Here is a 13,643-nt window from a genome sequence, read left to right on the forward strand (position 1 = left end):
CCAAGGACACCCGTAGATGTCTTCGTCTGCAATGAAAGACGCCACCGCCTATCTCGACGAACCGAGAGCCGGGCGGCTGAACATTCAGTATTCCCCTGCCGGCGGCGAAGCAGTGGTCGAAAACCCGCCCCGCTTCACCTGGCTGCCTGTTGTCGAGGAGGATGCGCGCTATGTCCTGCGGGTTTCCCGTGACCCATCCTTCCCCCGGAAAGGCACTCGGGTTTTCTCCAATATTCCTTTGAATTTCCATACGCCTGACATCGTTTTCGAGCCCGGTGAATACCACTGGAGCTACGCCGAGTGGGACGAGGGTTCAAAGAAACCTGCCACCGCGTGGAGTCAGACCCGAGCATTCGTCATCCCCGACAGCGTGCCCGAAGTGCCGCTGGCAAGCCGTGATACCCGGTATGCCAACACCAACATGGCGCATCCGCGCCTTTGGCTCGGGCCAAAGGAACTCGACGCCTTCAAGGAGGCCGTCGCCGCCGATCCAGAACACTGCACCTGGTCGACCTTCTACGAAAAGTCGGTCAAGCCGTGGATCGACCGACCGATCATTGAAGAAATCAGGCCATACGAGAACAACCAGCGTACGCCACCGGTGTGGCGCCAGGGCTATATCGACTGCCAGGAAGTCCTCTACGCAATCCGTCACCTCGCCATCGCCGGACGCGTGCTGGACGATCAGGCTCTGCTTGACCGCTCCAAGGAATGGCTACTGTCGGTGTCCGATTGGGATGTGCATGGCACGACCTCACGGTCCTACACCGATGAATGGGCTTATCGTATCGCCAATGCGCTCACCTGGGGATACGACTGGCTCTATGACCAGTTGACCGAGGATGAACGCACGAAGGTGCGCAAGGCGCTGCTCGAACGCACCCGCGACGTGGCAGATCACGCCATCAAGAACGCCAATATCCACCTGTTCCCCTATGACAGCCATGCGGTGCGCTCTGTCTATGCCGTGATTATCCCGGCCTGCATCGCCATGCTGGGCGAGGAGGAAGACGCCCGGGAGTGGCTCGATTTCTCCGTCGACTACCTCTACACCGTCTATTCTCCATGGGGGGACCCCGATGGGGGCTGGGCCGAGGGACCGCACTACTGGATGACGGCAATGGCCTACCTCATCGACGGGGCAAACTACCTGAAGAATTTCGCCGGCCTCAATCTCTACGAGCGTCCGTTCTTCAAGAACACGGGCTACTTCCCGCTGTATACCAAGGGTCCGCTGACACGCCGCTTCACGCTCGGCGACGACAGCACCATGGGCGACAGCGTCTGCCTGAAGGTGGCCTACAACCTGCGCCAATACGCGGGCGTCACCGGAAACGGCGCGTTCCAGTGGTACTATGACGAAGTGAAGCGGAACGATCCGGGCACGGAGATGATGTTCTACAACTACGGTTGGTGGGACCTGAACTTCGACGAGATGTGCTACCGGCACGACTGGCCGAGTGTCGATCCGGAGCCCCCGGCGGATGCGGATCGTCTCAAGTGGTTCAAGGGGACCGGATGGGCCGCGATCCAGCACCGCATGGGCAACATCGACGAGCAGATCGGCTTCGTGTTCAAGTCGAGCCCCTATGGCTCGATCAGCCACAGCCACGGCGATCAGAACAGCTTCTGCCTGTCGGCGTTTGGAGAAGACCTCGCGGTCAACTCCGGCTACTATATTGGCTTCAACACGTCCATGCACCGCAACTGGCGACGCCAGACGAAGTCGAAGAATGCGATCCTGATCAACGGCAAGGGTCAGTATGCCGATGGCAACAAGGCTCTGGCCATGCAGGCCACCGGCACGATCCTCAACGCGGAGGAATGCGGCGATCACATCTACATCAAGGGCGATGCCACCGAGGCCTACAAGGTGCAGTCCCCTGAAGTGACCAATGTGACCCGCGAAGTCTACTTCGTGAACGACAGCTATTTCGTGATCGTCGACAGCGTAGATGCTTCGGAACCGGTGTCGCTCGACTTCCTGATGCACGCCAACGGACCATTTCAGGTCGGGTCCAACAGCTTCCGCTATACTGGTGAACGCGCCGGGTTTTATGCCAAGGTTGTCTTCTCCGAAGCCGGTGCACCAGAGATCACTCAGGCCGAAGGCTACGAGGGAACCGATCCGAAAGAGTACGAAGGCCTGCCTGTGGGCAGCCTGGTTCGGGCATCCTATCCCAAGGCGCAGCGCCACCGGATCGCGACGCTTGTCGTACCCTACCCCAAGGACGCACCTCGCCGTGTGTTCAACTTCATCGATGATCAGGGCTACGACGCGAACCTCTACTTCACGGATGCCGACGAGAACACCTTCCAGGTCGTCGTTCAGAAACTGATGAAAGCCTGATCCCAACCCTTCAGCCGGCCCCGACGCGCGGGCCGGCGTCCTCCTGCCACACCCCACGGAGAAAACCGATGGACGTAACCAACTTCTGCTTTTCCAAGGATAACGAACTCGAAGATCTCGGCGGTGGCGTCAGCCGTCGCATGGCCGTCTATGCGGACAATGCCATGGTCGTCGAAGTGCACTTTGAAGAGGGCGCTGTCGGCGCGGTGCACAGCCACCCGCACGAACAGATCTCCTACGTCGTTTCCGGCGCGTTCGAGTTTCAGATTGGTGACGAGACAAAGATCGTGCGCGCTGGCGACACGACCTACAAGCAACCCAACATCCCGCATGGTGCCAAGTGCCTCGAAAAGGGCATGTTGCTCGATTTCTTCACGCCCCACCGCGAGGACTTCGTGAAGTAGGCTCGCCGACGACCGCGGCCCGGTGTGACGCTCCCGCGTGCACCGGTTCCGGGAGTTGAAGGCGCCAGACCCCGGTCGCCCCCCAAAAGATGGCGCCGGGCACCGCCCACAATCCCGTCAAGATCATGTACCGCAAACCGCATGTCCAACAGCGCGTACGGGCCCGAAAGCCGGTTTGGGCGGCGCACGGAAACACCGTATTTGACTGCAGCAGACCGTGAAACCGACGCCCCTGGTGACGACATCGGATATTCGCTTGACGCACCCGCATCAAATTCATAAGAAACGCGGGCCTTAGGGGTATAGCTCAGTTGGTAGAGCGACGGTCTCCAAAACCGTAGGTCGCGGGTTCGAACCCTGCTGCCCCTGCCAGAATATTCAAATAAATCCGTGAATTACCTGTCGATGCCGCCAATGCTCTGCGTCGGATCATCCCGGCTCGGACCCGTTTCAATCCCGGCACAGCGTGCATTCGGCGATGAACCCATCCTCGATCAGTGCCCGGCGGCGAGGTCCCAGTCGTTCCTTCAGGAAAAGATGGTCCCACCATTGACGTCCAAGCAGGCCCCGGTGATGAAAGATGCCTCGTCCGAGGCCAGGAACAACGCCAGATCCGCGACTTCCTCCGCCGATCCCTCGCGCTGCAGTGCACTTGCATTGGCGATTCTCGCTCGGACCTCCTGCTTGGTGAAGATATTGTGGAAATCGGTATCAATCAGGCCGGGACACATGGCATTCACGCGGATGGCCGGGCCGAGTTCCTTTGCCATCCCACGCGTCATTGCCATGATTGCCCCCTTGGCCATGCCATAAGCAACCGCTCCGTGGCCACCACCGTCACGTCCCGCCTGAGAGGCGAGCATCGTCACCGAACCGCCGTCGTTCATGAAGGGATGTGCCGCCTGTACGAGAAGCATGGCTGATGTCACGTTCACATCAAAAACCGCGCGCCAGTGGTCGAGCGTCATTTCCGGAAGTGTCTTTCGCCCGATCAGCCCACCGGCGTTGGGAATAAGGATATCGATACTGTCCCACTCCGAGACGGTGCGTTCAACGAGCGCCCGAACGGCCTTCGGCCGTGTCATGTCGCCCTGCACGGAGAACGCCCGCCCGCCTGCAGCAAGGATTTCCTCGACCGTGCGTTCTGCGCCGTCCGCACTTCGCAGGTAGTTGACCGCCACCGCGCATCCCTCGCTGGCCAGCCGCAGGGCACATGCCCGCCCGATATCCCGTCCACCCCCGGTGACGATTGCGACCTTGCCGTCCAGTTTCATACCGACCTCCAGTTTATCGGGAGGTGTCAGGTGTTCCCGCAAGTTGCTCCCGAAGTGGCCTAGGGTATTCCCGGAAACCGCCGAAGAAAACACCGCAACCACGGGACGATCGCCTCGGCTTTTCTCCGACGCACGGATGTTCGCAAACAACAACTGGCAGGGCAGCACTCGTCCGTCGTCCCGGTGCCCAAGTGGTCCGTTACGGGCACCCCGCTCTGGTCGCGAAGCGCGCAGCAAGAGGAACGTCCGTATCTCCCGGTGGAGCCACTGGACCGGTGCGGCACTGCCGCGTGTGCTTCCGACGCGCCCATAGCCCGCGAAATACCGTTCAGGCCGGAAATATGGTAGAATAGGTCTATTTCAAAAGAGAGGGCATTCGAAAATGGATACGCGAAAATCTGTATTTGACGGCGGACTCTACGAGTTGACACACACCGCGAGCGAAAAGAACGTGCTCTTTGCCGACACGTTCCAGGACGACCCGGAAATGGCGCTTCAACTGACGGAGGCTCCCTTGCCCACGGGCCGGCCAGCCAACGTGGCTCGTACCGCCGCCCTTCCCCAGGACACTTTGACGGTGAAGCTCGTCGTAGACAGCGGCGCGCAAAAGCAGGTCATTGGTGGCGTTGCCGAGATCGGTGGGAAGGTTGTCTCCCGCGGGCCAAACGTTCTTTTGGCGAATATCCCGAGGTCCAACATTGCCGCGCTTGACGACATCGCGGGCCTTCGTCGTGCCGAGTTGAGCCGCAAATTGCAGTTGCGCCTCGACGAGGCGCGCGGTCCTGCGACCCGGGCGGATATTGCCGCTGCCAGCCACCCCGCCCTGAACGGCGAAGGTGTCGTCGTTGGTATCGTGGACAGCGGCGTGGACTGGACGCACCCCGATTTTCAGACCGGCTCCAACGACAGCCGCCTGGAGTTGTTCATCCATGCCCATCGTCATGCGGCGACCGACCAGGACATATTCGACACCTTCGACAAGGCGCAGATCGACACTGCCCTGGCAGGCGGAGGCAACGTTCCACAAGGCGACCCCAACGGCCACGGAACACACTGCCTGTCGATCGCTGCAGGCAACGGTCGCGCGTCGCAGGACGCGCAGTATCGCGGTGTGGCCCCGGGCGCGACGTTGATGGCGGTTCGCTCTGACTCGCTGTTCGACACGCATACGATCGAGGGCATACGGAGGGTCTTCGCCGCCGCCGGTGACCGGCCAGCGGTCGTGAACCTCTCTCTGGGCGGCCACATCGGACCGCACGACGGCACAAGCGCGCTGGAGAACGTGATCTCCAAGGAAAGCGGACCGGGACGGATCGTGGTTGTGGCCGCGGGAAACGAGGCACAGGACAGGATCCATTTTCGAGGGGAACTGATCGAGGGTTCCGCCCTCAATATCGAGTTCACCATTCGCGACTCGCCCCAATGGATCGATGTGTGGATCCCTAGGGGGGACGATGTCGACGCCTCGGTCATTGATCCCGACGGGACGGAAGTTGCCCTGGATGGACAGTTGCAGCAGACCGCGGCGGGTCAGTTCATCGGCGATCTGCGCAGGGACCAGTTCAATGGAGACACCAACCTCTTCTTCGCCGTGGGCGCGCTCCAGAGCAATCGCCGCTGGACCCTGCGGTTGAACGCGACAAGGGTCCTTCAGGGCGAGGTGCATGCCTGGGCACACACGGCCAGCTTCGACAACGCGCGCAACATCTTCATGTCCCAGACCTCGCCCCTTCATTCGATCGGCATGCCTGCGACCGAGGAACGCGCAATCTCCGTAGGCTCCTTTGTCAGCCGTGCGGGCATCCTCCCGGGCGACCCGCCGCTGCCGGGACTCGCTGGGGGACAGATCTCGCCCTTTTCCAGCAACGGACCCACCCGGACCGGCGTGCAGCGACCGGTGATCGCCGGGCCTGGTCAACATGTGGTCGCCGCCCTTGCCAGCAACAGCACTCTGGCCAACGATCCGAGGTTCGCGCCGCGCCGCCTGCCGGGCAACCAGTACATTTCGATTCAGGGTACCAGCATGGCAACGCCGTTTCTGACCGGCGTCATCGCCCTCATGTTGCAACAGGAACCGCACCTGACGCCTGAGGACATCCAGCTTCGGCTGCGGGCAACCGGACAAAGGGACGACGACACTGGCGCGGTCTGGAACCCGGCATTCGGCTACGGCAAAGTGGATGTCGAGGCACTTCTGGACTATCTTGTCGTGACCTGATCGCGGGGATCTGCATGAGTGACACCGGCAAGACGTCGCCAAACCCGAAGAAGATCGCGTCCAGCCTGGCCGGCTGGGCGGCGGGAGGCGACCCGGACCAGACCCGCACGGTGATCTTTCGCATTGCGCCGGACGCCGATCCCGAAGTCATGGCCCGAACGCTCACTGACTTGAACGTCACGGTAACGAGTTCCGGTGTCGGCGTCATCGTGGGCAACCTGCCCAGACGCAGCCTTTCGCGGGCCGTCGAGGTGCCAGGTATGGTGAGGATCGAGGACCCGATGAAACTGGCACCGAGGGGTGAGGAAGGTTCGGCCGAATTTCTGTCCTACATGGGCGGGAAGGCACCGCGCCTGCCGGACGATTGACACCGGCACCAAGCGTTCAAGACATTCGCGCACAATCGACCGTCCGGAGTTTCGCACTCTCCGATTGGCGGAGTGGGTTGTCGGCACCCCGGTTCTCTCGGTGCCATGTCTGGCGACGGGAGGGGACAACACCAGTTCAGCCAGCCGATGCTTGGCAACCCGCTCCAACAGCCAGCAGACCAAGATAGCTGCACGTGATCTGAAGCCGGGGCACCCAGCAGGAAGCGCCCCGTGCCAATAAAGTTGCAAGCCGATATGCCTGAAGCGACGGCGCATCCACCATGGCCTTTTCCGCAAGTCGTTGATCGCAATTGCGTTGTCGAGTCCGATTTGGCATCGTGACGGTTCTTGTCCAGACGGGATCTCAAGGAGCACGGATTGATGAAACTCCTGTTGCGCTGTTCTGTTGCCCTCACTCTTGCGGCAAGCCTTTGCCCGACATGGCTCACCGCAGAGGAGGCGCCGCGGGTCATCCGGCTGGAGGAGAACCTTGCCTTCGGTGACCTGCTCGTTCTGGGAGAGGCGGAAAACGTTCACTTGCCCGAGTTCAACGTCACATGGCCGGCCCGGATCGACACCGGGGCGACGACGACCTCTATCCACGCCGTCGATATCGAGATCTTCGAGAGGGACGGCAAGGAATGGGTCCGCTTTACCCTGCGCAACGATGAAGACGACACCTCTATCGAGACCTCCCGGCCCGTTGAACGGATGGTGCGGATCAAGAAACGCGAGAGCGAGGAAAGCCACCAGCGCGCGGTCGTCCAACTGGACGTGACAATCGGCGAGGTGTCACGCAGAATCGAGGTCAACCTGACGGATCGAGGGGATTTCGAGTTCCCTTTGCTGATTGGTCGGAATTTCCTGCAGCAGGTGGCCATCGTCGACGTCAGCCAGTCCTATGTGCAGGACACGCCCCAACCCGCCAAGGAAGAGTGACATGTCAGCCAAGTCCCAGCTTCGGATCATCGTCACGGTCCTCCTGATCGTCGGGTTCGGGATGACAGCCTTCAAGCATTTCGGCCTCGGGTTCCCGCTGACACCGGGGATGAAGGAGACCGTCTGGACAGCAGAGGCGAGGATTTCCTTCCAAGCAGCCGGTGAACCGGTGAAAGTATCGATGAGCCTTCCACAAGGCACCGACACGCTGCTGGTGGTGGATCAGGGGGCAGCCGGTCGCGGTTTTGGTTTCCACATCGAAAAGGATGGCCCCGGCCGCACCGGCGTCTGGCAAGCGCGTGCGCCGGTCGGAAACCACTCGCTCTACTACCGCGCCCGGATCTACCGCGGCAACGGCACACCGCCCGCCCATGCCCCCGGCGATCCGGAGATCCCGCAGGCCCCGATCTTCACCGAGGATCAGGCCGACGCGGCTGACACCATACTCGCAGAGGCGCACACATTCTCGGCCGACCCGGAGGGGATGGCGATCCGCCTCGCTCAGGCGCTTGGCTCTGATGCCCCCTCACCGGCCGCCACAGCGCTGTTTCCCGACGAGCCGACCAGCCGAGAGGAAGTGGCAATGATCGTTCGCTTGCTGCACGCCGCCGGGATCCCCGCGCACCAGCTGCGTGGCATTGCGCTGGACGAGGACGGATCCAATTCCGGTCTGCAAACAATGTTCGAAGTCTGGACAGGCGAGCAATGGGTCGCGATCAATCCGGCGACTGCGGAAGTCGGACTGCCTGAACTGTTCCTACCCTTCCAGCGTGGTGAAGAAGCCATTTTTGAGGTGGAGGGCGCCTTCGGATCCAAGATCCAGTTCTCCGCTATCGCCGACGAGATTTCGTCGCGGCGCGGTGCGCTCGCCGCGTCGAAGGCAAGCGGGTCATTGCTCGTCGACTTCTCGATTTTCTCTCTGCCAGTCGAGAGCCAGAAAACCTTTGCTACGCTCTTGTTGATCCCGATCGGCGCTCTCGTTGTCGTCGTGTTGCGCAACCTCGTCGGATTGCAGACATCCGGTACCTTCATGCCGATCCTGATCGCGCTGGTCTTTGTTCAGACGGAGTTGATTCCCGGGCTGACGCTGTTCCTCGTCGTGGTCAGCATCGGCCTTTTCATCCGCGGCTACCTGACCTCGCTCAACCTGTTGCTGGTTCCACGAATAGCCGCCGTCCTGATCGTCGTGATATCGCTCTACATCTTCCTGTCGGTCGTCGGATTCAAACTCGGCTTCACGACAGCCCTGTCGGTCACGTTCTTCCCGATGATCATCATCTCCTGGACCATCGAACGCATGTCCGTTCTGGCCGAGGAGGAGGGCATGAAGGACGTGCTCATACAAGGCGGGGGCAGTCTTCTGACGGCGGTTCTTGCCTATCTGGTGATGACCAACCGCTACGTCTCCTACTGGGCCTTCGAGTTCCCCGAGCTTTTGCTGGTCGTGCTCGCGATCATCCTGGTGATCGGTCAGTACACGGGCTACCGCCTGAGCGAGCTGCGCCGGTTCGAGCCGCTCGCGAGGGACAAGTGATGTTTGGCCTGGCAACCCCGTGGCAGCTTTCGCGGGCCGGGATCGTCGGCATGAACCGCCGCAATGTTCAGCTGATCGCCGAGAACAATCCCCGCCACCTCTATCCCCTCGTGGATGACAAGCTGCGAACCAAGCAGTTGCTGGAGACCCACGGGCTCGCCGCGCCACAACTGATCGGAGTGGTGAAGCAGACGGGTCAGATCAAGGAGCTTCCCGGTTTTCTGGAACCGCACAGGCAATTCGTGATCAAGCCAGCGCGAGGCTCTGGCGGAAAAGGGATCCTTGTGGTGTCCGGACGCGAGGGCGACAGCTACGTCAAACCCTCCGGAAGCACGATCGGTTTCGAGGCCGTCGCCCGACACATAAACAACACGTTGTCGGGACTGTTTTCGCTTGGCGGCAAGCCGGACGTGGCGATGATCGAGTCCATGGTCGATTTCGACCGGGTTTTCGACGGGTTCACATTCGAAGGCGTGCCCGACATCCGGGTGATCGTCTACAAGGGGTTTCCGACAATGGCGATGACGCGGTTGTCCACCAGCGCTTCCGACGGGAAGGCCAACCTGCATCAGGGGGCGGTGGGCGTCGGGTTGGACATCGCGACCGGGCACGCTCTGCGCGCCGTGATGAACGGTGTCCCGGTGGAGACGCATCCCGATACCGGGGCGACGCTCGCCGACATCCAGGTCCCGCACTGGCCAGATCTGGTCCGGCTCTCGGCACGCTGTCAGGTTGCAAGCGGTCTTGGGTATCTCGGCACAGATATCGTGCTGGACCGCAACCAGGGGCCTCAGGTACTTGAACTGAATGCGCGACCGGGACTAGCAATCCAGGTCGCCAATGGCGCTGGCATGGCTGGAAGGATTGATCGGATCGAAGCGTTGCTTGCCAGCGGCGAGGCGCCGGAACAGCCCGAGGATCGCGCGGACTGGGCGATGGAGGCGTTCGCCTAGATCAGCTTCGCTGCACCGGGTCCCTTGGAATCCCAACCGGACTATTCCGCCGCGAGCGGCATCGATGCGAGACGCCCGATATCGGCAATGTCCGAGATCACGCCCCGCAGCGTTTCCCGAAAGCCGCTGAAGTCCCGGCTGGGCTGGATCTTGCGCTCGTCCATGTAGAGCGAGCGGTCGATCTCTACCTGGATTGCATGCTGTTTGCGGGACGGTCGCCCGTAGTGCTCGGCGATGTAGGCGCCTGCGAAGGGTGCGTTTCGTGCAACCCGCAGACCTGCCCGCGTGAACGCGACCTCGACACGATCCATGATTTCCGGGGAGCAGGCCGCCCCGAACCGGTCGCCAAGAACGACATGCGGTTTGCGATTGTCCGACCCCGGAACAGATTGCACAGCCTCGTGCGGCATCGAATGGCAATCCACCAGGATGGACGAGCCGAAGGCGTTCTTACTTTCGTCCAGCAGGGATTGAAGTCGCTCGTGATACGGATGCCAGAAACCGTTCAACCGCCCTCGCGCTTCGGCCAGCGGCAGCTTTCCGCGATAGATTGCACGCCCGTTCGAAACCACTCGGGGGATCACTCCAAGACCCGAGGCCACCCGGGGATTGTGGGTCAGGCTGCGTGCGCCCTGGATCACGGCCGGGTCAAGCTCGTCAGCACCGCGGTTGAGGTCGACAAAGGCTCTCGGTGCCCGCGCGGCCAGTAACGGCGCTCCAAACCCGGTTCCCGTTTCGAACAACCGATCGACGAACGCGTCTTCCGAACTGCGAATCGACATCTCGTCCAACACGGAGCGTCGCAGGAAATCCCAACTGTAGTCGCACCCGCTGTGCGGGGACGAAAACACCACACAGGTGGTGCGGTTCGCAGGCAAACTCAGGCGAAATGGCAGTTCGGTCATATCGTCTCCTTCGCCCCACCATATAGCGGTATAAATTCTCTCTCCAAAAGCCCTTGAACCCACCGCCGGTTCCTTTTATACGCCCTCCACCGACGCGGAATCGACCGCGTCCTTTTCCTTTCGGGAACGGGACGCAGCAGGTTTGGCGCCGGACGGGCGGTTAGCTCAGCGGTAGAGCACTACGTTGACATCGTAGGGGTCACTGGTTCGATCCCAGTACCGCCCACCATGAGATTGGGCCGGGAAACCGGCTTTGTTGAAACCCTTGGCGCCGTTCAGCGCCAGAGCTAGAGAAAGGGAAGGCCATGAAGGTCCGCAACTCGCTCCGCTCGCTGAAAAACCGGCATCGGGATTGCCGTATCGTGCGCCGCAAGGGCCGCGTGTACGTCATCAACAAGACCCAGCGCCGCTTCAAGGCCCGCCAGGGCTGATCAGCGCAGATCGGAAATGAAAGAGGGTCGCAGGAAACTGCGGCCCTCTTTTCGTATTTGGTTCCCCCTCTCATCCTCCTTTTCTCTGCCACACGATCCCATTGACCGGAAATGTGCCGTGCAAAGCGGCAAATTGCCTGTTCGCTACGCAATTCTCCCCAATGCTGCCAATGCGCTTCCACGCCACCGCACGATTGCCACAACGACGACACTTTTATTGACCAGGTGAGTCGCGCCGGATACGCCTTGACCAAAGAATAAAGGAGGAAGATCTTGCAGTTATCCCAGATTCAGAATGAAGTACTTGCCGGCTCCGTCGGTTTCTCCCCGGTGGGACACGAGCCTGATATCGCAACATTGGCGAACGGCGATCTGATTGTCGTCTGGAGCGAACTCCTCGAACGGCCGACATCAAAGCACGATGACGTAGACAGCGCGGTTTTTGCGCGATTGTTCTCGGACACCGGATCGCCTCTTGGCGATTCATTTCAGGTCAACACCTGGCAACCCTTCCGGCAGGACGCCCCGCAAGTCGCCGCACTGGAAGACGGCGGTTGGAGCATCGCCTGGACGCAGTCGGCGCAATATGGCGACAATCCATTCGATGTCGATGTATTCATGTACTCCTACTTCTTGGACGGGAGCCAACGCACGAGCGGATCAATTGACCTGTACCCGGACGGCCCGTCGGAATCCGCTGACGGATCCGGTTTCGTGGAGTGGCCACAGGATCCCGCGGAGCAGCTGCACGAACTGGTCTCGATTTCAAACAATCGACTGGTGGTTGTGCTCGGCAGTGGTCAGGTCAATGTCATCTCTCCAAGCGGGTATCGCTTGGAGTCCTTCGCCGCTGCAACCCTCACCGACTACGTCGATACCGACATAGCGCAACTCCCGAATGGCGATATCGTACGGGCGTCTGCGAACGGCGACTCCGTTATTCAGTTGGTTCTGACGGATACCAGCTTCGATGCCCCGAGCGTGCGCAAAGGGATATACGGGCCTCTCAACCTGTCCCTGAAAGGCACAAAAGGCGAGGACTTCGCCAAATACCAGGTTGAGGTTGCCCCGCTCAAGGACGGGCACTTCGCCGTCGCCTACACCGAACAGATCGACAAGGAGAATATCCGCGTTCTCGTTGATGTGCTGAGCAACTACGGCGCGTTCGAGTATCACGCTGGCGAGTATACCTACCGCAACAACCAGATCGACCGCGACGGCAAGGTCGACAGCACCAGCGACACGCTCGACATGATCGGTCTGGCAAATGGCGGTGCCGCGCTGGCCGTGGACAAGACCAACGCCATCGATCTCTACCTGCTGGATGCGAATGGAGAGATTGCCGATCAGGTCACGGTCGGTCGATCAAGCGGCCCCAAGAGCGCCCCGAGCCTGACCGAAACCGATGATGGCCGCATTGCAATCGCCTTTCATGACGCAAGCGGCAGGGCGATCCGCGGCGACACCGACACCGTTCACGTTGCTTTCTATGACGTCGAGGGAGGCAATATCAAACTCACAGGCACTTCCGCCGGCGACAAGCTTCGCGGCCAGGGGGGCAACGACAAACTGTTCGGCTTCGCCGGTGACGACGTTCTCCGGGGCGGCAAGGGCTATGATCTTCTCGTTGGCGGTAAGGGGAACGACAAGCTCGTCGGCGGGCTCCAGAACGACACCCTGCGTGGCGGTGAAGGGAACGACGCCTTGTTTGGCCAGGCCGGAGATGACGGGCTGAACGGCCAGGATGGCAATGACATTCTGAAAGGCGGCTCCGGAGCCGATTCGATCTCGGGAGAGGACGGAAACGACAGACTGAGTGGCGGTCAGGGCGTCGACAAGCTTTTTGGCGGACAGGGCAACGATAAGCTCGGCGGCGGACGCGACAATGATGTCCTATTGGGCGGCCGTGGGGATGACGTGCTGAAGGCGAGCTTGGGCGATGATCTTCTACGCGGCGGCGGAGGCACGGACCGGCTCCTCGGCGGGGCCGGGTCCGACATCTTCGTCTTCGCTGGCAGCTTTGGCACCGACACGATCACCGACTTCAGCGTATCGGACGGCGATGTGATCCGGATGCTGTCTGGAAATGGCGAGGCGCACAGTCTCACAGCGTTCAAGAACGCGGCACGGAACGAAAGCGGCAGCGTGACCTACGATTTGGACAACGACGGCCTCAACGTGATCATTCTCGAAGGAATCACGATGGGAGAACTGACCGCCGGTTCCTTCGACTTCACCTGATACTGACCGGGGTGGCCATCCGCGTC

Annotated in this window: 11 protein-coding genes and 2 tRNA genes; 11 read left to right on the forward strand and 2 right to left on the reverse strand. The window is 61.0% G+C overall.

Annotation, left to right across the window (positions count from 1 at the left end; genetic code table 11):
* The first annotated feature begins 16 nt into the window (after positions 1 to 16).
* The 3 genes from CLV78_RS09785 (at position 17) to CLV78_RS09795 (ending at position 3,126) form a co-directional block, all read left to right on the forward strand.
* Entirely contained in the window at positions 17 to 2,350 is a 2,334-nt protein-coding gene (locus CLV78_RS09785) for a DUF4962 domain-containing protein (protein WP_106204629.1), read from the forward strand.
* Positions 2,351 to 2,418: 68 nt separating this feature from the next.
* Entirely contained in the window at positions 2,419 to 2,754 is a 336-nt protein-coding gene (locus CLV78_RS09790) for a cupin domain-containing protein (protein ID WP_106204630.1), read from the forward strand.
* A 296-nt stretch (positions 2,755 to 3,050) separates the two neighbouring features.
* A tRNA-Trp gene (locus CLV78_RS09795) sits at positions 3,051 to 3,126 on the forward strand.
* Positions 3,127 to 3,281: 155 nt separating this feature from the next.
* Here the strand turns inward: CLV78_RS09795 and CLV78_RS09800 are convergent.
* Entirely contained in the window at positions 3,282 to 4,028 is a 747-nt protein-coding gene (locus CLV78_RS09800; protein ID WP_106204631.1) for an SDR family NAD(P)-dependent oxidoreductase, read from the reverse strand.
* A 382-nt stretch (positions 4,029 to 4,410) separates the two neighbouring features.
* Between CLV78_RS09800 and CLV78_RS09805 the strand changes: the two genes are divergently transcribed.
* From CLV78_RS09805 to CLV78_RS09825, 5 genes are all read left to right on the forward strand, one after another.
* Complete coding sequence (locus tag CLV78_RS09805; RefSeq protein WP_106204632.1) at positions 4,411 to 6,246, forward strand: S8 family serine peptidase; 1,836 nt, start codon at positions 4,411 to 4,413, stop codon at positions 6,244 to 6,246.
* Between the two features lie 14 nt (positions 6,247 to 6,260).
* Positions 6,261 to 6,614: a hypothetical protein gene (locus CLV78_RS09810; RefSeq protein WP_106204633.1), complete on the forward strand. Its 354-nt coding sequence runs from the start codon at positions 6,261 to 6,263 to the stop codon at positions 6,612 to 6,614.
* A gap of 381 nt (positions 6,615 to 6,995) precedes the next feature.
* A complete protein-coding gene (locus CLV78_RS09815) occupies positions 6,996 to 7,553 on the forward strand; it encodes an ATP-dependent zinc protease family protein (protein WP_106204634.1) in 558 nt (185 codons plus the stop codon).
* 1 nt (position 7,554) lies between these two features.
* Positions 7,555 to 9,087: an inactive transglutaminase family protein gene (locus CLV78_RS09820; protein ID WP_158263502.1), complete on the forward strand. Its 1,533-nt coding sequence runs from the start codon at positions 7,555 to 7,557 to the stop codon at positions 9,085 to 9,087.
* The gene (locus tag CLV78_RS09825; protein ID WP_106204636.1) at positions 9,087 to 10,040 is read left to right on the forward strand and encodes an alpha-L-glutamate ligase-like protein; all 954 of its coding nucleotides are present in this window, start codon (positions 9,087 to 9,089) and stop codon (positions 10,038 to 10,040) included. The genes CLV78_RS09820 and CLV78_RS09825 overlap by 1 nt, the downstream gene beginning before the upstream one ends.
* 41 nt (positions 10,041 to 10,081) lie before the next feature.
* Here CLV78_RS09825 and CLV78_RS09830 read toward each other — a convergent pair whose 3' ends face one another.
* The gene (locus CLV78_RS09830) at positions 10,082 to 10,945 is read right to left on the reverse strand and encodes an N-formylglutamate amidohydrolase (protein WP_106204637.1); all 864 of its coding nucleotides are present in this window, start codon (positions 10,943 to 10,945) and stop codon (positions 10,082 to 10,084) included.
* Positions 10,946 to 11,099: 154 nt separating this feature from the next.
* Between CLV78_RS09830 and CLV78_RS09835 the strand changes: the two genes are divergently transcribed.
* The 3 genes from CLV78_RS09835 to CLV78_RS09845 all read left to right on the forward strand — a co-directional run bounded on the left by CLV78_RS09835 (position 11,100) and on the right by CLV78_RS09845 (position 13,617).
* Positions 11,100 to 11,174: transfer RNA gene (locus CLV78_RS09835), tRNA-Val, on the forward strand.
* Positions 11,175 to 11,250: 76 nt separating this feature from the next.
* Entirely contained in the window at positions 11,251 to 11,376 is a 126-nt protein-coding gene (gene ykgO / locus CLV78_RS09840) for a type B 50S ribosomal protein L36 (protein ID WP_039685556.1), read from the forward strand.
* A gap of 273 nt (positions 11,377 to 11,649) precedes the next feature.
* On the forward strand, positions 11,650 to 13,617 hold the full coding sequence (locus tag CLV78_RS09845; RefSeq protein WP_106204638.1) for a calcium-binding protein: 1,968 nt from the start codon (positions 11,650 to 11,652) through the stop codon (positions 13,615 to 13,617).
* Positions 13,618 to 13,643: the final 26 nt, after the last annotated feature.

The sequence above is a fragment of the Aliiruegeria haliotis genome, from assembly GCF_003003255.1.
In the GTDB taxonomy this organism is placed as follows: Bacteria; Pseudomonadota; Alphaproteobacteria; order Rhodobacterales; family Rhodobacteraceae; genus Tropicimonas; species Tropicimonas haliotis.